General features: G+C 64.0%; 20 protein-coding genes. 13 read left to right on the top strand and 7 right to left on the bottom strand.

Annotated elements, in window-relative coordinates; all coding sequences use genetic code 11:
* Positions 1 to 158: 158 nt before the first annotated feature.
* The 3 genes from N3J91_01095 to N3J91_01085 all read right to left on the bottom strand — a co-directional run bounded on the left by N3J91_01095 (position 159) and on the right by N3J91_01085 (position 3658).
* Positions 159 to 1046, bottom strand: a complete 888-nt coding sequence (locus N3J91_01095; GenBank protein ID MCX8155041.1) for a menaquinone biosynthesis protein — start codon at positions 1044 to 1046, stop codon at positions 159 to 161.
* Between the two features lie 3 nt (positions 1047 to 1049).
* The gene (mqnE, locus tag N3J91_01090) at positions 1050 to 2192 is read right to left on the bottom strand and encodes an aminofutalosine synthase MqnE (protein ID MCX8155040.1); all 1143 of its coding nucleotides are present in this window, start codon (positions 2190 to 2192) and stop codon (positions 1050 to 1052) included.
* Positions 2193 to 2290: 98 nt separating this feature from the next.
* On the bottom strand, positions 2291 to 3658 hold the full coding sequence (locus N3J91_01085; protein MCX8155039.1) for a gfo/Idh/MocA family oxidoreductase: 1368 nt from the start codon (positions 3656 to 3658) through the stop codon (positions 2291 to 2293).
* A gap of 224 nt (positions 3659 to 3882) precedes the next feature.
* Between N3J91_01085 and N3J91_01080 the strand changes: the two genes are divergently transcribed.
* The 4 genes from N3J91_01080 (at position 3883) to N3J91_01065 (ending at position 7807) form a co-directional block, all read left to right on the top strand.
* Positions 3883 to 4797, top strand: coding sequence for a ThuA domain-containing protein (locus tag N3J91_01080; protein MCX8155038.1), 915 nt, complete (start codon positions 3883 to 3885; stop codon positions 4795 to 4797).
* A gap of 18 nt (positions 4798 to 4815) precedes the next feature.
* A complete protein-coding gene (locus tag N3J91_01075) occupies positions 4816 to 5433 on the top strand; it encodes a DUF1080 domain-containing protein (GenBank protein ID MCX8155037.1) in 618 nt (205 codons plus the stop codon).
* A gap of 225 nt (positions 5434 to 5658) precedes the next feature.
* Positions 5659 to 6726, top strand: coding sequence for an Mrp/NBP35 family ATP-binding protein (locus N3J91_01070; GenBank protein ID MCX8155036.1), 1068 nt, complete (start codon positions 5659 to 5661; stop codon positions 6724 to 6726).
* 76 nt (positions 6727 to 6802) lie between these two features.
* Complete coding sequence (locus N3J91_01065; protein ID MCX8155035.1) at positions 6803 to 7807, top strand: arabinan endo-1,5-alpha-L-arabinosidase; 1005 nt, start codon at positions 6803 to 6805, stop codon at positions 7805 to 7807.
* Here the strand turns inward: N3J91_01065 and N3J91_01060 are convergent.
* The 3 genes from N3J91_01060 to hisH form a co-directional block, all read right to left on the bottom strand.
* Positions 7801 to 8127: a rhodanese-like domain-containing protein gene (locus N3J91_01060; protein ID MCX8155034.1), complete on the bottom strand. Its 327-nt coding sequence runs from the start codon at positions 8125 to 8127 to the stop codon at positions 7801 to 7803. The genes N3J91_01065 and N3J91_01060 overlap by 7 nt on opposite strands.
* A gap of 11 nt (positions 8128 to 8138) precedes the next feature.
* Positions 8139 to 9065 carry a thioredoxin-disulfide reductase gene (gene trxB / locus N3J91_01055; GenBank protein ID MCX8155033.1) on the bottom strand — a complete coding sequence of 309 codons (927 nt, stop codon included), beginning with the start codon at positions 9063 to 9065 and terminating at the stop codon, positions 8139 to 8141.
* A 90-nt stretch (positions 9066 to 9155) separates the two neighbouring features.
* Complete coding sequence (gene hisH / locus N3J91_01050) at positions 9156 to 9779, bottom strand: imidazole glycerol phosphate synthase subunit HisH (GenBank protein ID MCX8155032.1); 624 nt, start codon at positions 9777 to 9779, stop codon at positions 9156 to 9158.
* Between the two features lie 499 nt (positions 9780 to 10278).
* Between hisH and N3J91_01045 the strand changes: the two genes are divergently transcribed.
* The 9 genes from N3J91_01045 to N3J91_01005 all read left to right on the top strand — a co-directional run bounded on the left by N3J91_01045 (position 10279) and on the right by N3J91_01005 (position 21122).
* Positions 10279 to 11811: a pyruvate carboxylase subunit B gene (locus N3J91_01045; protein MCX8155031.1), complete on the top strand. Its 1533-nt coding sequence runs from the start codon at positions 10279 to 10281 to the stop codon at positions 11809 to 11811.
* A 27-nt stretch (positions 11812 to 11838) separates the two neighbouring features.
* Positions 11839 to 14004, top strand: coding sequence for an acyl-CoA mutase large subunit family protein (locus tag N3J91_01040; protein ID MCX8155030.1), 2166 nt, complete (start codon positions 11839 to 11841; stop codon positions 14002 to 14004).
* A gap of 5 nt (positions 14005 to 14009) precedes the next feature.
* On the top strand, positions 14010 to 16187 hold the full coding sequence (scpA, locus tag N3J91_01035) for a methylmalonyl-CoA mutase (protein MCX8155029.1): 2178 nt from the start codon (positions 14010 to 14012) through the stop codon (positions 16185 to 16187).
* Between the two features lie 3 nt (positions 16188 to 16190).
* Positions 16191 to 17357, top strand: coding sequence for a methylmalonyl Co-A mutase-associated GTPase MeaB (gene meaB / locus N3J91_01030; GenBank protein ID MCX8155028.1), 1167 nt, complete (start codon positions 16191 to 16193; stop codon positions 17355 to 17357).
* Between the two features lie 15 nt (positions 17358 to 17372).
* Positions 17373 to 17810 carry a methylmalonyl-CoA epimerase gene (gene mce / locus N3J91_01025; GenBank protein MCX8155027.1) on the top strand — a complete coding sequence of 146 codons (438 nt, stop codon included), beginning with the start codon at positions 17373 to 17375 and terminating at the stop codon, positions 17808 to 17810.
* Between the two features lie 46 nt (positions 17811 to 17856).
* Positions 17857 to 19410: an acyl-CoA carboxylase subunit beta gene (locus N3J91_01020; protein MCX8155026.1), complete on the top strand. Its 1554-nt coding sequence runs from the start codon at positions 17857 to 17859 to the stop codon at positions 19408 to 19410.
* A 66-nt stretch (positions 19411 to 19476) separates the two neighbouring features.
* Positions 19477 to 19935 (top strand): hypothetical protein, encoded by a 459-nt coding sequence (locus tag N3J91_01015; GenBank protein MCX8155025.1) that lies wholly within the window; start codon positions 19477 to 19479, stop codon positions 19933 to 19935.
* 30 nt (positions 19936 to 19965) lie between these two features.
* The gene (locus N3J91_01010) at positions 19966 to 20397 is read left to right on the top strand and encodes a biotin/lipoyl-binding protein (GenBank protein ID MCX8155024.1); all 432 of its coding nucleotides are present in this window, start codon (positions 19966 to 19968) and stop codon (positions 20395 to 20397) included.
* Between the two features lie 281 nt (positions 20398 to 20678).
* Positions 20679 to 21122, top strand: a complete 444-nt coding sequence (locus N3J91_01005; GenBank protein MCX8155023.1) for a response regulator — start codon at positions 20679 to 20681, stop codon at positions 21120 to 21122.
* A gap of 13 nt (positions 21123 to 21135) precedes the next feature.
* On the opposite strand, the gene N3J91_01000 is transcribed toward N3J91_01005, so the two are convergent.
* A complete protein-coding gene (locus tag N3J91_01000) occupies positions 21136 to 21819 on the bottom strand; it encodes a hypothetical protein (protein ID MCX8155022.1) in 684 nt (227 codons plus the stop codon).
* Positions 21820 to 21902: the final 83 nt, after the last annotated feature.

Below are 21902 nucleotides of genomic sequence, written 5' to 3'. Positions count from 1 at the left end.
GCAAAAAAAGTTTGCGCAGAAAAGCCCCGAGAATCCCGGCCCCCCTTTGGAAGGCAGTGCGTCACCCCCCCCGGCACGCAAAAAGCCCCTGGTTGAAGTCGCGCGCCCAGGCCGGAAGCCAAGGCATGCAAAGGTTCAAAGCCGGAAGTGGGACTAACTCAATACACGTACACCGGCGCGTACACCGGCCCCAGGCCGTGCTTTTCCAGCAGCTCGCCAAACCGCGCCAGGCCGGCCTTTTCGTCGCTGCCCAGGTGATAGTGCAGATGCCAGGTCAGGTAATCCTTGCGGAAGTTGTAATTGAACTCGGTGCGGCTGGTGATGATGTAATCCAGCGTTTCCATGCCGAACGCCCTGGCTTCGCGCAGGAGGCGGCGCAGGCGCTCATTTTCCACCCCCCGCCGCAGCGCCCAGACGGCGTACACAAACGGCTTGCCCGTCAGCTCCATCCATGCGGCGCCCAAATCCCAGATTTGATGCTCATGCGGCCCCAGCAAAAACTCCAGCGCGGCATCGCCAATCAGCAATACCGCCTCCTTATGGGCGGCGGCCGCATAGTCCGCCAACGGCACAAAGGCGGGCCGCAATCCCCGCTCCGCCAGCAGCACCTTGAGCAGGTTGACGCTGGTCAGCGAGGCCGGATCGCAATGCACCTCCCGCACCTCCTCCAGGGGCACCCGATGCGCCAGCAGCACACTCAACACCTCGCCCAGCGAGGCAATCGCAATCCCGTCCAGCACATCATAACGCCCGGTCAACAGCACTTCGGTGACGCTGACCAAAGCCGCGTCCAGCTCCTCGCGCCGCAGCATTTCCGCCAGTTTGGCGGGCGTGGCGTAAATCACCTGCTCCTCCAGCCCCCGCGTCAACGGCACGCCGTTGAGATAGGGCACCGTGCCCACGCGAAAAGGGGCCAGGGAGTTTTCCAGTCCGGCCTCCCGTTGAAGCTGCTCGGCGCGGTGAATGCGCTCCTCGCGGTGAATCAACTCTTCCAGCGTCTCACGCGGCGCCAGGCGCAGCCGGGGAATGGGAGCATCGCCGCTCATGGTTCAGGCCGTGGCCAGATTGTTTTGCAGAATCGAGGCTGCCGCCGCCGTGGGCGTGACCACCCGCGGCGTGGGGCCGTCCCACACTTTGAGGGGCTGATAAAACGTGTCGCGCTGCACCGGCACCAGCCCGGCCTCGCGGATTGCCTTGACCATGGCCAGCTCGGTTTGCAACTGCGGCGTCTTGGCGCCCGCCATGCGAAAAATGTGCTCCTCTACGATGGTGCCGTGCAGATCATCCGCGCCGTAGCTCAACGCCAGTTGCGCCAGTTTCAACCCCAGCCCCACCCAGTAGGCGGTCAGGTGGGGGATGTTGTCCAGATACAGCCGGCTCACCGCCATGGTCCGCAGAGTATCAAATCCCGACGGCGGATGCGCCACCGGGATGGCGTTGTTTTCCGGCTGATAGGGCAGCGGGATGAAGCCGCAGAATCCGCCGGTTTCGTCCTGCAACGCCCGCAACTGCCGCAGGTGATCCACCCGGTCCTCCAACGTTTCCACGTGCCCATACAACATGGTGCAGGTGCTCCGCCCCCCCATCCGGTGCCAGGTGCGATGCACATGCAGGTAATCCGCCGCCGGCTCCTTGCCCCGGGCGATGGCCTCGCGCACGGCGGGCCGGAAAATCTCCGCGCCTCCGCCGGTCAGGGAGTCCAAGCCGGCGGCTTTCAAATCTTCGAGCACTTTTTCCATCGGTTTTTTGGCGAGCATGGCCAGATGCAACACCTCGATGGCGGTAAAACATTTGAGGTGCAGCCGCGGGTCCAGCGCCTTGAGCGCGCGCAACATTTCCAGGTAATAACTGTAGGGCAGGCTCGGATGCAGCCCCCCCACGATATGCAGCTCGGTGATGCCCAGGCCCAGCGCCTCCCGCGCCTTGGCCACGATTTCCTCCACCGTCAGCTCGAAACCGTCGCCGTTGCGTTTCTTGCGGGCAAAGGCGCAAAACTGGCAGGAGAGAATGCAGTAATTCGAGTAATTGATGTAGCGGTTGACGATATAGCTGGCGCGCAGGCCGTTCAACCGCTCCCGCACCTGCGTGGCCAGAGCGGACAAGGCATGCAAGTCACGCGACTGAAAAAGCCGCAGGGCCTCCGCCTCCGTCAGGCGCCGGCCGGCGTCCACCCGCTCTGCAATGTCGCGCAAAGGATGTTGCTTCCACAACCCAATCATCCTTTCTACTCTAGCCCCAAATTGCCCCTTTGCCTATGCCATTGTTGCGGCCGCGCGCGGGGCCGCAGGTCTTAGATTTCACTCCACTGGCCAGGCACGGGCACGGGATAGTAGCCCTGGGCGTTGGCGCGCACCGGTGCCGGGCTGTCGGCAGTGAGTTTATCCACATCCGGATAGAACGAAAAAGTGGAGTTGAGGGCTTCCTCCCACGTGATGATGCGCCCCATGTGCACTGCGGCGCGGCCCATGATGGCCGCGAGGTTGGAGTAGGCCGCCCGCTGCACCTCGTTGTGCGGGCGGTCCTCCCGGATGGCCGTGAGCAGGACGTCCCATTCCGCCTGGTAGGGGCTTTTGGTCTCTTTATCCGGCCGCCACGCGACGTTGTCACCGGTGATGCGCTGGTCCTTATAGACGCGCACGGTGGGGGCGTGAATGTCGCCGCTGAATTGCGCGGCGGCCTTTGTGCCATGCAGGTAAGTCGAAAAATCACTGTGGCATTTGGGCAGATAACGGCCGGTGACAAAGGCCCGGGCGCCATCGGCAAAAGTGTATTCAATGCCGTAGGAGTGCAGGTTCTGGCTGGCGTCGGCCACCCCGGGGGCGCGCCCTCCCACGCCATGGGCACTGATGGGCCAGGCGTCCTTGATCCAGCAACATTCATCCACCTGATGAATCATCAGCTCGATGAAAATGCCGGACGACGCCCAAAAAAACTGGTACGGCCGGCGAATTTGCCACAGCAGCTCGTTTTCCTTGCCGTTGTACGGTCCCATGAGGTAGCCGCTGTCCATGCGATAGGCCCGGATGAGATGAATCTCCCCCAGGTCGCCCCGCCGGATTTTCTCGATGAGCGCCTGGCGGGCGGAGGAATGGCGGCACATGAGGCCGCAGGCAATTTTCAAGTTTTTGGCCGCGGCCGCTTCGCCCGCCTTGAGGATGCGCCGGATGCCCACGGGATCGGCGGCAAACGTTTTCTCCATGAACACATGCATGCCCTTCTGGATGGCATATTCCAGATGTTGCGCCCGAAACGCCGCATGGGTGCATTGCAGCACCACACTGCCGGGACGCAGGCTGTCAATGGCATGGCGGTAGGCGTCGAAACCCACAAACCGGTGATCCGGCGGGACATCCGCCCGCTCGCCAAAGGCCTGGCTCAAGTTGCGGTGGGCGCTGGTGAGCCGGTCTTCAAACAAATCGGCCATCGCCACCAGTTTGGTCGGCCCCGTTGTCGAGCGCAGGGCATCGGCCGCCGCGCCGCTCCCCCGCCCTCCGCAGCCGATGAGGGCCATCTGGATGGTGCTGTCCTCCGCCGCATGCACATGGGGCAGCGCCACGCCGGCCAGCGCGGACACCGCCGCCGCCGTGGTGGTGGTATTCAGAAATTCACGCCGGCTTACGCCGCGTTTCCGGGGAGGGTTGGAGGACGGAGTTTTCATGGCCGCACAGTGCGCTTCACTTTTGCTCATGGCTGTTGGAATTTCGCCCCAAACATGCGCCGCCCCCCGGCGTGTGGCAAGTGGCAAATGCTGATGGGCCGCCGCCCCAGCCTGCATCGCTGGCGGGGAAAGCGCCCGGGGACGGCCCCAGCCCGGCCTTAACTCTCGTTGAATAGTTCTGGCCTTTGGGGCGTCCTCTGGATAGAGTACCGCGACGTTTAATTATGAAAAAATCCATTCTTTTGACCGCGTTGTTGGCGGCGGGCATAGCTTTGCCTGCTGCCGCCCAGGGCAAAAAAGTCCTCGTCGTCACCACCACCACCGGCTTCCGCCACAGCTCCATTCCCGTGGCGGAAAAGGTCATCGGCCAACTGGCCAAGGAAAGCGGCGCCTTTACGGTGGAGTATGTGAGCCAGCCCCCCAACGAACCGCGGGCGCCCAAGCGGCCCGGCAATGACGCCTCCGACGCCGAAAAAGAGAAGTATAAACAGGAGCAGGCCGCCTACGAGGCCGCGCGGAAGGCCTGGAACGAAGAAATGCGGAAAGTGTTGACCAAGCTCAGCCCGCAGAATTTGAAAAACTACGACGCGGTGATCTTTGCCAATACCACGGGCGATCTGCCCATCCCGGACCGGCAGGGCTTCCTGGATTGGATCGCCGCCGGCGGCGGCTTTGTGGGCATGCACAGCGCCACCGACACCTTCCACGGTTTCCGGCCGTTCATCGAGATGATTGGCGGCGAGTTTGAATCCCACGGCGCCCAGGTGAGCGTGGACGCCAACGTCGAAGACCGCGAGTGCTCAGCCTGCCGGCATTTCAAAACGAGCCAGTTCACGGTGTATGACGAAATCTATTTGTTCAAGAGCTATGATCGCACCAAGGTGCACAACCTGCTCTCGCTGAATAATCATCCTAATAACAAAACCCCGGGGTACTATCCGATTTCCTGGAACAAGACCTATGGCAAGGGGCGGGTGTTCTACACCTCCCTGGGGCACCGCGAGGATGTCTGGGACCCGGAATGGAAAGACCGCCGGAATCCGCCGGAAGTGGCGCGGGACTACCAGAAGCACATTCTGGGCGGCATCAAGTGGGCCTTGGGACTGGAAAGCTGTGAACCCAAAACCCAACAGAAGTAAAACGCTTCCCTGCATTCCATGAAAACCTTGTGCACTTTGATCCTGGGGCTGGCTCTGGCCGGCCAGGTTTGGGCCGCCGACGCCGAGGAAGGTTTTGTGCCGCTCTTCAATGGCAAAGACCTCACCGGCTGGAAGCTCCGCAATCCCAACGCCAAGAGTTATTGGACCGTGGAGGACAGCATCCTCAAAAACACCATCAAACAGGGCGATCACGGCGTGGATTTGCTCACGGAAAAGAAGTTCTGGAACTTCACCGTGCGCTTCGAGTACCTGGTGCCCGATGGCTCCAACAGCGGCTTCTACCTCCGGGGACGGCACGAAATCCAAATCCTCGGCGATTACAAAAGCGGCAAGCCCGCCCCCGGCGGCAATGGCGCGCTCTACGCCTTCAAAGCGCCGGATGTCTTTGCCAGCAAACCCGGCAACGAATGGCAGACCTGTGAGGCCACCATCATCGGCAACAAAATCACGGTGATCCTCAACGGCAAGAAAATCCATGACAACGTGGTGTGCGATCGCCCGACGGGCGGCGAAATTGACAACAAGGTCAAGGAACCCGGCCCCATCCTCCTGCAGGGGGATCATGGCACCGTCTGGTTCCGCAACCTGCGCATCAAGGAATTGCCGGCGGAATAAACGTCCCCAGCCTTGCACTTCAGCCTGCCACGCCCGGCCGCCCTCCGGCCGGGCGTTTGGCTTTTGACATTTCACGCTGTGAATACAGCCCTGGGGAGCCTTGGGGTCGGCTTAGGCCGCAGCATGGAGCAGGGGCCAGGGCTGCCGTCCTCCTTGCCGCCCGCCCGGATTGGGCACACTTTTAGCTTCTGAACCGGCGCGGCTCCGGTTTTACTCATACGGCTTATGTTGACACAAGACGACGTGCTCAAGGCGCTGAAAGCGGTGAAATACCCCGGCTACTCGCGCGACATTGTCTCCTTTGGCCTGGTCAAGCACCTGCAGGTCACCCCGGAGGCCGTGGCCGTGCATCTGGAAATGACCTCCGCCCGCCCGGACGTGGCCGCCCAGCTCAAGGCCGACTGCGAGCGCGTGCTGCAACAGCTTCCCGGCATCCGGACCGTTGCCGTGGATGTGCGCATGGCCGGCGGCGGCGGCACCGGTGCGCCGGCCAATCCTTGGGCGGGTCAGGCCCGCGTCCCCGGCATCGAACGCATTGTGGCCGTGGCCAGTGGCAAGGGCGGCGTGGGCAAATCCACCTGCTCCGCCAATCTCGCCTGCGCCCTCCAACGCGAGGGATTGCGGGTGGGCCTGCTGGATTGTGACATCTACGGCCCCACCATCCCCCTGATGATGGGCACCCGCCAGCGCCCCACCATCACTCCGGATGAGAAGCTCCTGCCGCCCGCCGCGCATGGCGTCAAACTCATGTCCATCGGTTTTCTCCTCGATGACGACCAGCCCGTCATTTGGCGCGGCCCGATGATCGTCAAAACCATCCAGCAATTCCTGGTTCAAGTGGAGTGGGGCACGCTGGATTATCTCATCGTGGACCTGCCTCCTGGCACGGGCGACGCCCAGCTCACGCTCTGCCAGACCGTGCCCCTCGATGGCGGCGTGGTGGTCACCACCCCGCAAGAGGCTTCGTTGGGAGTCGTCCGCAAGGGCATCGCCATGTTTGATAAAGTCCATGTCCCCGTGCTCGGCCTCATTGAAAACATGAGCTACTTTCTCGCCCCCGATGGCCGGCGTCTGGAAATCTTTGGGCACGGGGGCGGCCGCCAGGAGGCCCAGCGCAAAGGCCTGCCCTTTTTAGGCGAAATCCCCATTTTCATTGAGATTCGTGAAGGTGGCGATCAAGGCATCCCGGTGGTGGTGGGCCGTCCCGGCACCGCCGCCGCCCAGGCCTTCATCGCCGTGGCCCGGGCCATACACGCCCAGGTGGAACAACGCCGGCAGGCGGCCGCCGGGTAAAACCCACGGCATCCGGCCCGGCCGGGCCTTGCCGCTTCTGCTTGTCCAACAGGATGGCCGGGGGCATGATGCCCCCATGCAACGCTGGATTCTGGCGGTTCTCCTGGCCGCCCTGGCCGGGGCCGGAGTTTCAACCCTCCGGGCCGGGGCCGGCCCGCGGTGGGAGGGCGGCGCCGAGCCGCCGGCGCATGATCCCTCCACCATCATTCAATGTGGCCCGTACTACTGGTTTTTTGCCACCGGCGTGGGGCTGCGCTCGTGGTTTTCCAGCAACCTTGTCTCCTGGCAGGAAGGCCCGCGCGTCTGGCCGCAGATGCCCGCCTGGGTGACCAACATCGTGCCCGGACACCGCGGCCATTTCTGGGCGCCCGATATCATCGCCGTCTCCAACCGCTTTCTGCTTTATTACTCGATTTCAAGCTGGGGGAAAAACCGCTCCGCCATTGCGCTGGCGAGCAACGCCACCCTGGACCCGCAGGACGGGCGTTTTCAGTGGAAAGATGAAGGGGTGGTCCTCGAATCGTTCCCCACCAATGATTTCAACGCCATTGACCCCGCCGTGACCCGCGATGCTGAGGGCCGCTTGTGGATGAGTTTTGGCTCCTTCTGGAGCGGCATCAAGCTGGTGGAATTGGATCCCGCCACCGGCAAACGCCGCGCCCCCCATGCGCCGCTTTATGCGCTCGCCCGCGCCCCGGAAATTGAGGCCCCCTACATCCACCGGCGCGGAGAGTATTATTATTTGTTCGTGAACTGGAACCTGTGCTGCCGCGGCACCAACAGCACTTACAACCTGCGCGTCGGCCGCAGCCCGCGCATCACCGGCCCCTACCGTGACCAGGCGGGGGTGGACATGAATCAGGGCGGCGGCACTTTGCTGCTGGAGAGCCGGGGACACGTTATTGGCCCCGGCCATGCCGGCATCATTACCGTGGGCGGGCGGGACTGGCTGAACTTCCATTTTTATGACGCCCGCCGCCGGGGCACGGCCACGTTGGGCCTGCGCCGCCTGGAATGGGGGGCTGATGGCTGGCCCAGGGTGACCGAGGAAACCCCCAGCGGCGCGGCGCCCCCTCAATAACGCGGGGCGGAGGGATCCACTTCGCGAGACCAGCGGTCAATGCCGCCGGCCAGGTTGCGCAATTTCGCAAAGCCCAAATGCCGCAGTTGGCTGATGGCGCTCAGGCTGCGCAGGCCATGATGGCAGTACACCACGATTTCCTCGTCCTTCCAGTCCGCCAGCTCCGCATGACGCAGCAGCAATTCGCCCAGCGGAATCAGCCGCGCCCCCTCCAGCCGGACAATGGCGTATTCCTCCGGCTCGCGCACATCCAGGAGTTTGGGCGGGTGCGGGGATTGGAGCTGCTCGGCCAGCTCGCGGGGCGTGATTTGCAGTTTCACAGCCGGTGCCGTCAGGCTTGCGCCGAAAGAAAGCGCTCGCATTCGATGGCCGCGGCACAGCCCTGGCCGGCGGCGGTGATGGCCTGGCGATACACGCGATCCACGCAGTCCCCGGCCGCAAAAATCCCCTCCACATTGGTGGCCGTGCCGCGCACCGGCACGATGTATCCCTCGGCGTCCATCTGGATTTTGCCCTTGAAAGCCGCCGTGTTGGGCACATGCCCAATGGCCACAAACACCCCGGCGCATTCCAGCGTTTGCTCGGCGCCAGTCTTGACGTTCTTCAATCGCACGCCGGTCACCTTGTCCTGCGCCACATCCAGAATCTCGGTGATGACCGAGTCCCACACGGGCTGGATTTTGGGGTGGGCCAGGGCGCGCTGGGCCATGATTTTGGAGGCGCGCAATTGATCCCGCCGATGCACCAGATACACCACCGAACCGAAGCGGGTCAGGTACAGCGCCTCCTCACAGGCGGAATCGCCGCCGCCCACCACCACCAGCGGCCGGTGGCGAAACACCGGCAGCGCGCCGTCGCACGTGGCGCAGTAAGTCACCCCTTTCTTTTCCAGCTTGTCCTCACTGGGCAGGCCCAGCCGCCGATGCCCCGCCCCGCTGGCGATGATCACCGAGCGCGCTTCCAGCGTGCCGTCGTCCAGGGTCAGCACAAAGGGCCGGCGGCTCACGTCCAAATCCACCACGCTGGCATAACGCAGACGCGCGCCAAAGCGCTCGGCCTGCTTCTGCATCCGCTCCATCAGCTCAAAACCGTCCACGCCCTCCGGAAACCCCGGATAGTTCTCCACCACGCTGGTGGTGGTCAACAACCCCCCGGGCAGGCTGCCGGTCAAAACCACCGGATTCAAGTTGGCCCGTGCCGTGTAGATGGCTGCCGTCAAACCCGCGCAGCCGGTTCCAATAATCACCACATTTTCCATAAAGCACCTAATATAGCATCAACCGAAGGCAACAGCGCCTCCCAGGGAAATCCGCCCGATAAGCCGCTCCCCAGCGCCGCCGGAGGCGAATTATGATCTCTGCGCCAGGCGCACAAAGTTGCTCAGCAGTTGAAGGCCCACCACCTGGCTTTTTTCCGGATGAAATTGCGTGGCATACACGTTTTGCCAGGCAATGGCCGAGGCGAAGGTTTCGCCATAGCTCGTCCGGCCGGCAATCAGGGAGGCATCCTCCGGTTGCGGGTAATAGCTGTGGACAAAATAGAAATAACTGCCGTCAGGGATGCCCGCAAACAGCGGACAACCGCTTTGCGCCTGCCAGACTTGATTCCACCCGATTTGCGGCACTTTCAACCCCCCGGCGCCGCTCAGGCGCACCACCCTGCCTTTGAACAGCGACAACCCCGCCGCGCAACTGTTGAACTCCTCGCTGCGCTCAAACAACGCCTGATAGCCCACACAAATCCCCAAAAAGGGCCGGCCGCTGGCAATAAACTCCGGCACCGCCGCCAGCAGTTCCTGGCGGCTCAAGGCGTGGATGCAGTCATCAAACGCCCCCACCCCGGGCAGCACCACCGCCCGCGCCTCGCGCATCCCTTCCGGCCGGGTCACCAGCCGGACCTCCGCCCCCACCTTCTGCAGGGCTTTTTCCACGCTCCGGAGATTGCCCGAGCCGTAATCCAATAATGCAATCATCCACCTCATTTAGGCCCAGCAGGGGGAGGGGGGCCAAGGATTTTTTTCAAGCCAACCTGCCCACAGGCGCCACCGCCTGCGCTGCCTTGCCGCCATGAGGTACCGCACCAGCCTCACTTGACGGCCAAGGCCGCTTGCTCGATTCTTAAGGGTGGTGGTTTATGGGCAACGTGCACAGTGGCCATAAAATCTGCATAACTAACTGTAAAACAAATACTTACAAATATATTAGATAACCATATTATATGATTTAATGTTGCAAAATAATAAAAAATACTTATCGGCTTGATAAACCCTAACAAATCTTGTCCTATTAAGACCAAAAAAGTTAAAAAAAAGACAATTTTTGTCTCGACAAATGGCCGGGCATGGACTTTATTACGTTTAGTTTCTTTTATTCTTCTTAGTTGGATTAAGAAGAATTCCTAACCGACCTTCGGCCGGTGGGGTGTCCCCAGGATGACCCGGCGGACGAAGCAACTTGAGCCTTGAAATCGGAATGAACGTGAAAACCGTGCAGTTCAACAACACTGTGCTGCGGGACGGCCATCAATCGCTGGCCGCCACGCGGATGACCACCGCTCAAATGCTGCCCGTGGCCCCGGAGCTGGACGAGCTGGGTTTTGCCGGTCTGGAAACCTGGGGGGGTGCCACCATTGACTCCTGCCTGCGGTATCTCAATGAAAATCCCTTTGACCGGCTGCGGGCGCTGAAAAAGGCCGCGCCCAAAACCCCGCACATCATGTTGCTGCGCGGACAGAACATCGTGCAATATGCCAGTTTTCCGGATGACGTGGTGGAGGCGTTTGTGAACTGCTCCGCCCGGGCGGGGATGGATATCTTTCGGATTTTTGACGCCTTGAACGATGTGCGCAACCTCCGCCATGCCGTGCAATGCGTCATCAAGGCCGGCAAACATGCCCGGGGCGAGATTTGCTACACCACCAGCCCCGTGCACACGCTGGAGGCGTTTGTGCAAATGGGCGTGGAGCTGGAGGCCATGGGCTGCCACTCCATTGGCATCAAGGACATGGCCGGCCTCATCAAGCCGGGGGTGGCGGCCACCCTCATCCGTGAACTGAAGAAACGGGTCAAAATCCCCATCGTGCTCCACAGCCACGATACCGCCGGCCTGGCCGCGGCCTCCTACCTGGCGGCCATTGACGCCGGCGTGGACGCGGTGGAAACCTCCATTGCGCCCTTTGCCAACGGCACCGCGCAGCCCGACACCCTGCGGATGCTGGCGCTGCTCGACGGTCATCCGCGCCGGCCCAGCTTTGATGAAGAGCGCCTCTACAAGTTGCAGGAATACTTCACGGGCGTGTATCAGGAGCTGTCCAAGTTCACCAGCCCCGCCAACGAAAAGGTGGATGCGGACATCCTCACCTACCAGGTGCCGGGCGGTATGCTGAGCAACTTCCGCACCCAGCTCAAGGAACAGGGCATGGCCGACAAGTTCCAGGAAGTGCTCAAAGAAATCCCTTACGTCCGCGCCTGTTTGGGCTATGTTCCTCTGGTGACGCCGACCTCCCAGATCGTGGGCACGCAGGCCATGCTCAACGTCAAGTTCGGGCGCTGGAAGAACATCTCACAGCCGGCCGCGGACATCGCCCTCGGAAAATACGGCAAGACGCCCGGCCCGATTGCGCCGGAGGTGCTGGCCCAGGTGGAGAAGCAAACCGGCAAGAAACCCATCACCGAGCGGCCCGCCGATCTGCTGGATCCGGGCATGCCCAAGTTGCGCGAGCAACTGCGGGCCAAAGGACTGCCGGATACCGATGAGATTGCGGTGCTGTACGCCATGTTCCCGCAACAAGTCGAGGCCCTCTTGAAACCCAAGGCGCCCGCGCCCGTCGCGGCCCCCGCAGCGACGGCCGCTCCGCCGCCCGCGCCCAAGCCTGCGGCCCCGCCGGCACCCGCACCGGCGCCCGCGCCTGTGGCAGCCGCGGCCCCGCGGACCAATGGCCATACCCGGCATTTTGCCATTACCGTGAATGGCGTGCGCCGCATGGTGACCGTGCGCGAAGCGTAACCTGGGTCTCTCCTTAATAAGGTGACTATGGAACAAAAATCCACCCCCACCCCTACCTGGCCGCCGCTGGAGTTCCGGAGCGATTTCCCGCCGCCGTCCTACGCCGACTGGAAGGCAGCCGTGGAAGCCGAGCTGAAAGGGGCGCCTTTCGACAAAAAGATGCTCACCCCCACCTACGAGGGCATCACGCTCCAGCCGTTGTACCGGCGGGAGGACCTCGAAGGGCTGGGCCATGTGGACAGTTTCCCCGGTTTCGCTCCCTATGTGCGCGGCATCCGCGCCGCCGGCTACCGGGCGGAGAGCTGGCAGGTCTCACAGGAATTATACGCGCCGGCGCCCGCCGAGTTCAACCGCCTGGCCCGGGCGGCCCTGGCGCGCGGGTTGACGAGTCTGAACATGGTGGTGGACCATGCCACCCGCAACGGCCAGGACCCGGACCGCGTGCTGGCGCACGAGGATGTGGGCGCAGGTGGCGTCTCCATCGCCACCCTGGAGGACGTGGCCAAAGCCCTGGAGGGGATTGAAGTGGCGCAAGTGCCGTTGTTTGTGCGCACGGGCGCTTCGGCGCTGCCGTTTGCCGCGCTGCTGGCCGCCTGGCGGCGGCGGCAGGGCAAACCCATCAGCGAGCTGAGCGGCTGCATTGAAATGGATCCGCTGGGCATTCTGGCCCACGAAGGCCGGCTGCCGCAGTCCCTGGAGGGGGCCTACCGGGAGATGGCCCTGCTCACCCGCTGGGCCGCCCAACATGCGCCACGCCTCCAGACCATCTGCGTGCACAGCCGCGCCTGGCATGAAAGCGGCGCCAGCGCCGTGCAGGAGCTGGGCCTGGCGCTGGCCGCCGGCGTGGAATACCTCCGCCAGATGCATCAGCGCGGGCTGGACATCAACACCGTGGCCCGCCACCTGCGCTTTGCGCTGACGGTCGGCTCGCACTTCTTCATGGAAATCGCCAAGCTGCGCGCCGCCCGCATGCTCTGGGCCAATGCCGTGGCCGCCCTGGGCGGCTCGGCGGAGGCGCAGCAACTCACCCTGCACGTGCGCACCGCGCACTTTAACAAGAGCAAGCTGGACCCCTACGTCAATCTCCTGCGCACCACCGTGGAGGCCTTCAGCGCCGTGGTGGGGGGCGTGCAAAGCCTGCAGGTGGGCGCGTTTGACGAGGTCATCCGGCCGCCGGATGATTTCTCCCGCCGCCTGGCCCGCAACATCCAGCTCATCCTGCAAAAGGAATGTGATTTGGACAAGGTCATTGACCCCGCCGGCGGCGCTTACTACGTGGAATGGCTGACGCACGAGATCGCCCGCCGCGCCTGGGCGTTCTTCCAGGACATCGAAAAACGCGGTGGCCTGGCCGCCGCCATGCGCCAGGGCTTCCCCCAGGAAGAAGTGGCCAAAACCCGTGCCGCCCGCCTCAAGGCGGTGGCGCAGCGGCGCGACACCCTGGTGGGTGTCAATCAATACGCCAATGTCAAAGAAGAGCCGCTGCCGGTTACGCCGGCCGTGCCGGCCGACTTCCACCGGCAGCGCGCCCGGCAGATTGAGGATTACCGCAGCGGGGCCGATGAAACCCAGAGCACGGCCATTCTCGAACGCCTCAACCGCATTGTGAACGGCGGCGAGGCGGGCGTGGTGGAGGCCGCCATCGAGGCCGCCCTGGCCGGTGCCACGCTGGGGGAAATCACCCGCGCCCTCCGGGCCAATGACACGCCCGAAACCGGGTGGCAGCCGGTGCCCCTGGTGCGCGCCGCGGAAGCCTTCGAGAAATTGCGCGCGGCCATGCGCGCCCACGCCGCGCAGCACGGGCCGCTCAAGGTCTTCCTTGCCAATCTGGGCCCCCTCAAACAGCACAAGGCCCGGGCCGACTTTTGCCGCGCTTTCCTTGAGACGGGCGGCTGGGAAATCATTTACCCCGCCGGCTTCAAGACCCCGGAGGACGCCGCCAGGGCGGCGGTGGAATCCGGCGCGCCGGTCATCGTGATTTGCAGCACGGATGAGACCTATCCGGAGCTGGTGCCGCCGCTGGTGAAGGCGGTGAAAACCGCCGATGCGCGGCGGAAGGTGATCCTGGCCGGTTATCCGCCGGATCAAATTGAGGCGCACAAACAGGCCGGCGTGGATGACTTTGTGCACCTCCGCCTCGAGGCCGCCGCCTTTTTGACTCAATTAGCCAAACAAATGGGAGTTGCTCTGTGAAAACCTTGCCTGATTTCACTCAAGTGCCGTTTCAACCGCCGCAGGCGGCCGTCACCTTTGAACAATGGCAGCAGCAGGTGGAGCGCGAGACGGGGCGCCCGCTCAAGGAGCTGCTCTGGCAGACGATGGAGCAGATCGAGGTGAAACCCCTCTATACGCGCCGCGATCTGGACGCCGCCCTGCACCTGGATTATCTGCCGGGCCTGCCGCCCTTTCTGCGCGGGCCTTACGCCTCCATGTACGTGGTCAAACCGTGGACGGTGCGGCAGTACGCCGGCTTCTCCACCGCCGAGGAAAGCAACGCCTTCTACCGCCGCAACATCGCCGCCGGCCAGCAGGGGCTTTCGGTGGCCTTCGACCTGCCCACCCATCGCGGCTATGACTCCGATCATCCGCGCGCCTTTGCCGATGTGGGCAAGGCCGGCGTGGCCGTCTGCAGCGTGGAGGATGCCAAAATCCTTTTCGACGGCATCCCGCTGGACCGCATCTCGGTCTCCATGACCATGAACGGCGCGGTGCTGCCCATCATGGCCTTTTACATCGTGGCGGCCGAGGAGCAGGGCGTGCCGATGGCACAGCTCTCCGGCACCATTCAAAATGACATCCTCAAGGAGTACCTGGTGCGGAACACCTACATTTATCCGCCCAAGCCCTCGATGCGCATCATCGCGGACATCTTTGCCTTCACGTCCAAAAACATGCCCAAGTTCAACTCCATCTCCATCTCCGGCTATCACATGCAGGAGGCCGGGGCCACGGTGGATTTGGAGCTGGCCTACACCCTGGCCGACGGCCTGGAATATGTGCGCACCGGTTTGCAGGCGGGCATTGACATTGACGCCTTTGCGCCGCGGCTCTCGTTCTTCTGGGCGCAGGGCAAAAATTACTTCATGGAGGTGGCCAAGATGCGCGCGGCGCGCCTGTTGTGGGCCAAACTCATCAAGCAGTTCCACCCCAAAAATCCCAAGTCCATGGCGCTGCGCACGCACTCGCAGACCTCGGGCTGGAGCCTGACGGAACAGGATCCCTTCAACAACGTGGCCCGCACCTGCGTCGAGGCCATGGCCGCCGCCCTGGGACATACGCAATCCCTCCACACCAATTCGCTGGACGAGGCCATTGCGCTGCCGACCGATTTCTCGGCCCGCATCGCCCGCAACACCCAGCTTTTCCTGCAGGAGGAAACCGGCATTTGCAAGGTAATTGATCCCTGGGCCGGCTCCTTCTACGTGGAGGCTCTCACCCAGGCCCTCATGGAAAAGGCCTGGGCGCACCTGCAGGAGATCGAGTCGCTCGGCGGCATGGCCAAGGCCATTGAAACCGGCCTGCCCAAGCTGCGCATCGAGGAGGCCGCCGCCCGCCGGCAGGCGCGCATTGATTCCGGCAAGGAAATCATTGTGGGCGTCAACGCCTACCGCCTGGAACAATCGGAGCCGATCCCCGTGCTGGAGGTGGACAACGCCGCCGTGCGCGAGGCCCAGATCAAACGGCTGGCCCACATCCGCGCCACCCGCAACCAGGCCCGGGTCGAGGCCGCCCTGGCCGCCCTGTCCCGCGCCGCCGAAACCGGCGAGGGCAACCTGCTGGAGCTGGCCATCGAGGCCGCGCGGCATCGCGCCACGCTGGGCGAAATCTCCGCCGCGCTCGAAAAACACTTTGGCCGGCACAAGGCGTTGATCCGCTCCATCTCCGGCGTGTACACCTCCGAGTACGGCCAGCCCGATCAACTGGCCGAGGTGCGCCGGCGCGTCGAAGCCTTTGCCCAGCGCGAAGGCCGGCGGCCGCGCATCCTGGTGGCCAAAATGGGCCAGGACGGCCACGACCGCGGCGCCAAGGTGGTGGCCACCGCCTATGCCGACATGGGCTTTGATGTGGACATTGGCCCGCTCTTCCAGTCGCCGGAGGAGACCGCCCGCATGGCGGTGGAAAACGATGTCCATGTGGTGGGCATCAGCTCCCTGGCCGGCGGGCACAAGGCCCTCCTGCCCGAGCTGGTGGCCGAGTTGAAGAAACTGGGCCGCGAAGACATCCTGGTGGTGGTGGGCGGCGTCATCCCGGCGCAGGATTATCCGTTCTTGCGCGAGCACGGCGCGGCCGCCATCTTTGGGCCGGGCACGGTCATCACCGAGGCCGCCATGGAAATCCTCAACCAGCTTGAGCGCGCTCACGCCCACGCCGAATAAATCATGACCACCTGCGCGGAAGACATGCCGGGGGCCTCCTCGCCTGCCGCAGCGGCCAGCGTGCCGCCCGAGCAGGTCTCGGAGACCTTGCGGGTGCTGCCGCCGGTGGTGCCGCCGCCCGGGGCGCCCGCCCGCGCCGCCCGGCCCAAATTGCGGCGGTTGAGCGTGGAGGATTATGTGGAGGGCGTGCGGCGCGGGGATCGCACAATTCTGGCCCGCGCCATCACCCTCATCGAAAGCTCCGCCCCCGCGCATCAAGTCACCGCCCAGGCCGTCCTGCGGCAGTTGTTGCCCCATACCGGCAAGGCGCGGCGCATCGGTATCACGGGCGCGCCGGGCGTGGGCAAGAGCACCTTTATCGAGGCGTTGGGCTGCCATTTGTGCCGGCAGGGATTGCACGTGGCCGTGCTGGCGGTGGACCCTTCGAGCAACCGCGCCGGCGGCAGCATCCTCGGCGATAAAACGCGCATGGAGCAGCTTTGCCGCCAGCCCAACGCGTTCATCCGGCCCTCCCCTTCCGGCAAAACCCTCGGGGGGGTGGCCCGCAAAACCCGCGAAACCATGCTGCTGTGCGAAGCCGCTGGCTTCGAGGTGGTGATTGTGGAGACCGTGGGCGTGGGACAAAGCGAGGTGGCCGTGCGCTCGATGGTGGATTTTTTTCTGCTGCTCCTGCTGCCCGGAGCGGGCGACGAGTTGCAGGGCATCAAGAAGGGCATTGTGGAAAATGCCGATGCGGTGCTCGTCACCAAGGCCGACGGCCCGCTGCGCCAGCGGGCCGAGCAAACCCGCCAGGAGTACGCCACCGCGCTGCATTACCTGGCGCCGGCCACCCCGCCCTGGAAAACACCCGTCGCCGCCTGCTCGGCACTCACCGGCGAGGGCATTCCCGCCGTCTGGGAAATGATCCAGAATTTTTACGCCCTGCTCGAGCCGCCGGGCATCCTCCGCCAGTTGCGGCAGGAGCAGTCCCGTCAATGGCTGGCGGACTTGATACGCGAGGAGCTGGAGGCGCGGTTCTACCGCCTGCCCGGCATCGCCGCCGCCCACGCCCGGCTCGAGGCCGCCCTGCTGCGCGGGGAAATCACCGCCCCGCAGGCGGCCCAGGAACTTTTGGCGCTGGCCGAAACCGCCCCGGTGCACGGCCCGGCGCCATCTCCCCCCCATCCTTGAACGAAATGGAACGTTATGATCAAAAAAATTGACCATCTGGGCATCGCGGTCAGAAACCTCGATGAAGTGGTGAACTACTACGAAAAGGCCCTCGGCCTGAAATGCGAAAAACGCGAGGAAGTGGCCTCCCAAAAAGTGCGGGTGGCCTTCTTCAGCGTGGGCGAGGTCCACATCGAGCTGCTGGAGCCAACGGACCCCGAAAGCCCCATTGCCAAGTTTCTGGAAAAAAATCCCCATGGCGGCATTCACCATGTCGCGTTTGGGACGGACAACATCGAGGCCCAGTTGCAACAGGCGGCCGCGGCGGGCTGCAAGCTCATCCATGAAAAGCCGTTTGAAGGCGCGGCCAACAAGCTGGTGGCCTTCCTGCATCCCAAGTCCACCTACGGCGTGCTGACGGAGTTTTGCATGCCCAAAAACAACGGCGGCGGCTGTTGCTGCAGCGGCCATTAAACGGCCGGAGACTGTCTTGACCACGTGGTTTAACGCACTTTGACCTATGCCTATTGATCCCAAATTGTTGAAGAACCTGGCCCACCGCCGGGCGGTTGCCCGGGCGGCTGGGGGCACGGACAAACTGGAAGCCCGCCGCGCCAAGGGGCTGATGACGGCCCGCGATCGCGTCGAGGCGCTCTTCCAACCCGGCACCTTCCTGGAGATGGGGCAGCATGCCCAGCACGATTGCCACAACTTCGGCATGGAAGGCAAACCCATGCCGGGCGACGGCGTCATCACCGGCGTGGGCCTGGTGGACGGCCGGCCGGTGGCTGTTTTCAGCCAGGATTTCACCGTGGGCGGCGGGGCGCTGGGGCGCATTCACTCCCGCAAGATCAGCGATATGATGGAATACGCCCTGCGCTGCGGCATGCCCGTGGTGGGCTTCAATGACTCCGGCGGCGCGCGCATTCAGGAAGGCGTGGAATCCCTGGCCGGTTATGGGCAGGTGTTTTTCCGCAACGTCCTCCTCTCCGGTGTGGTGCCGCAAATCGCGGTCATTGCCGGCCCCTGCGCCGGCGGCGCGGCCTACTCCCCGGCGCTCATGGACTTTTTGATCATGGTGCGCAAGACGGCCAACATGTTCATCTGCGGCCCCGAGGTCATCAAGGCGGCCACCGGCCAGAAGGCGGCCCTGGAGGACTTTGCCACCGCCGAGGCGCATGCGGCCGTGAGCGGCAACATCCATTTCATCGCCGAAAACGACGCCCACGCCGTGGAGCTGGTGCGCAAGCTGCTCTCCTACCTCCCCCCCAACAACCTCATGGACCCGCCGCACCATCCCACGCCGGTGGTGGACATGACGCCGGACCCCGGCATGAACGAGCTGGTGCCGGCCGACCCCAAACAGGCCTACAACGTGCTCGAGGTCATCCAGCGGCTGGTGGACGCGGGTGATTTCTTTGAAGTCGCCAAAGAATTCGCCAAGAACATCGTGGTGGGCTTCGCCCGCATCCAGGGCATTGTGGTGGGCATTGTGGCCAACCAGCCCATGGTCAAGGCCGGCACTCTGGACATTGACTCCTCCGACAAGGCGGCGCGGTTCATCCGCTTCTGCAACGTGTTTAACATCCCGCTGGTGACGCTGGTGGACGTGCCCGGCTTCCTGCCCGGCCTGCAACAGGAACGTGGTGGCATCATCCGCCATGGCGCGAAGATGCTCTTTGCCTACGCCTCGGCCACGGTGCCCAAGATCACCGTGATCATGCGCAAGGCCTACGGCGGCGCCTATCTGGCCATGTGCAGCCAGGACATGGGCGCGGACTTCGTCTATGCCTGGCCCACGGCGGAAATTGCCGTCATGGGCGCGGAAGGCGCCGTGAAGGTGCTTTACAAAAAGGAAATCGCCGCCGCCGCCGATCCCAAGGCCCGCGAAGCGGAGTTGCAGGCCGAGTACCGCGACAAATTCTGCTCGCCCTACGAGGCCGCCTCCAAGGCCATGATCACCGACGTCATTGAACCGGCCGAAACCCGCGCCGCAGTGGCCATGGCCCTGCGCAACACCCTAAGCAAGCGCGAAACCCGGCCGCCCAAGAAGCACGGCACCATTCCGCTGTAACCCTCACTTCCGGCTGGCACATCCCGCGCGCCCGGCGCATGATGAGCCCCGGCACAAACTGATTGTATGCAGCTTAGTTGCGAACATTGCCTGTGGTGGCAGCATGAAGAAGCCGGCGTCAAAATCGGCGCCGAACTCAAGTACAATTACGGACGCTGCCATCGTTTCCCCCCCCGCGCGGCCGCGTTTCCGCTGGTGCGCGCCGACACGTTCTGCGGAGAGTTCACCCCCCGCACCTACGCCTCCGTCGCCCGGCTGGCGGGCGCGCAACTCACGGCGGGCGCCGGGGATGACACCCCGGTGGCCCCGCCGCTGCGCAGCCGGCCCGGCGCCGACCCGATTGACGCGGAGATCGCCGCCACCATCGCCGCGGCCGTGGCGATGGTCATTGACGGCCCCCACCGCATCGTGGGCGTGGAACCGGTGCGCACGCCGTCCTTCGGCCCGTGGCCGCTGGGTGCCGTGCTCAATACCTGGGCCATTGAAGGCCGCGTCCAGCACTTCGCCTCGCACCGCATTCGCTAAAGTCACAACCTCCAACCCCTTGGATTTTTCATGACCAAACGACTCCTCATCACGATTGACGGCAAACAATACGATGTCCTGGTGGAAGTCCTGGATGACAGCGGCCGCGCCGCGGTGTCCGCGCCCGCTCCGGCGGTGCCGGTGGCCGCCCCGCCTCCACCTCCGCCTCCACCGCCCCCACCCGCGCCCGCGCCGGCTCCCACGGCCTCCCCCGCTCCGGCCCCGGCTGCCGCAGGCGCTCCGGCCGGCCCGGGCGACATCCCCAGCCCCCTCACCGGCCGCGTGGTGGCCATCAACGTGCAGGTGGGCCAGGCCGTCAAAGCCGGGGACTGCGTACTGGTGCTCGAAGCCATGAAGATGAACACCAACGTCTTCGCCCCGCGCGATGGCGTGGTGAAAGCCATCAAAGTGGCGGTGGGCGACGCCGCCGAAGAAGGCCAGCCGCTGATGACCTTGGAGTAAGACCATTTGCTGCGGGCGGGACGAGCCTCCCGCCGTCCCGCCCTGCGGCCTCCCGACTTTACTGGGAGGAAGGCAGCCCGGCTGATCCAGACAACGGGCATGTTGGAGAATGAGGGTCTGCGGCTCCCACCGCGGGACCTTGTGGATAACTTTTCCCCAGAATCCCCTTGACAGGGGGGCCGCTTCGTCGTGAACTGCCCCCCGGGTGATAGCGGAGGTGGGCCAGTTCGAGCCACTGATGCCCGACCCCCTATTGCCCTGCCACGGCCATAAACCAACGCATGAATCTTTCAACGAACAGCCGCCCGGAGCCGCCACGGCCAACCATTTTGATTGTGGATGACCAGGCCGAGGTGTTGGCTGCCCTGCAGTTGACGCTCAGATTGCGGGGCTACCATGTCTTGGGCGCCCGCTCCGGACCGGAAGCCCTGCAGCTCCTCCAAAGCCAGCCGGGGCTCATTGATGTGTTGGTCACCGACTTTGCCATGCCGGAAATGGATGGCCGCCAACTGATTCAGCGCGTGAAGGAGATCGTCCCCAGCCTCCCCGCCATCGCCATCAGTGGCAACGCCTCCCCCTCGGACATCGAGAGTTTGCTGGCCTTGGGCGTGGTGGCTTTTCTGCAGAAACCTTTTTCCGTCGAAGCCCTCAGCGGTGCCATCGAGCGGGCCTTGGAATTGCGCCGGCAGGCGGGGGTGCCAGCCTCCAGCCCCGCCTCACCCTGACCCGGTTGCCTCCTTAAGCGTCCGCCTGCGCTCGCGGAAGACTCACGATTACGGTCACGGCCTGCGCCGCCTCCTCACATACCAAATCCATTTGCCCCTGATGCAACCGGCATATTTCCTGGCTGATCCGCAGCCCCAGGCGTTGCCGCATGGCCTCTTCTCCAATCCCGCCGGCCGCGGCAGGCAGGCACGCATTGCGGAGACTCACCTGCACGCCTCCGGCTGCTGTGGCGGACGTTTCCACCTGCACCGCCACCCGGCCCCCGGCCGGCGAGGCATGCGCCGCATTGTTGAACAGATTGAGAAACAGCCGCCGCAGCAACCAAGAATCGCCTAAAACCTCCACCTCCGGCCCGGGTGCCAGATCCACCTCAAGCTGCTTGTCCCGCAGCAATCCGTCACAATCCGCCACTGCCTGCTTCAGCAAAGCCCGCAGTTTGACCGGTGCCATGGCCGCCGGGCGGCCGGCTGCTCCCTCGCGCACCCACGCCAAACAATCCATCACTGTGCGCAAGTTTTGCAGGGCAGTGGACCGCAGAGCGGCGGCCTTTTCCACCTGACCGGTTTCCCAAAGCTGCAGACAGGTTTTGACCGGCGTCAGCCAGCTACTCAGATCATGGGCCAGGCCCGGCAGGCCAGCTCCGGGAAGCTCCCCGGGAGCTTCCGGCCAGCGGGCACCTGTTTTTACTTCATCCATCGTTTTGCCTGTGTCTGTTGCCTGGCCTTGTTCAAATCACCCCCCTAACCCCCCAGCAAAATCCCGTTTTGGCGCACCACCCC

The sequence above is a fragment of the Verrucomicrobiia bacterium genome, from assembly GCA_026414565.1.
Taxonomy (GTDB): domain Bacteria; phylum Verrucomicrobiota; class Verrucomicrobiia; order Limisphaerales; family Fontisphaeraceae; genus Fontisphaera.
The sequence above is the reverse complement of the archived record's forward strand: the minus strand, read 5'-3'. Positions and strand labels throughout refer to the sequence as shown.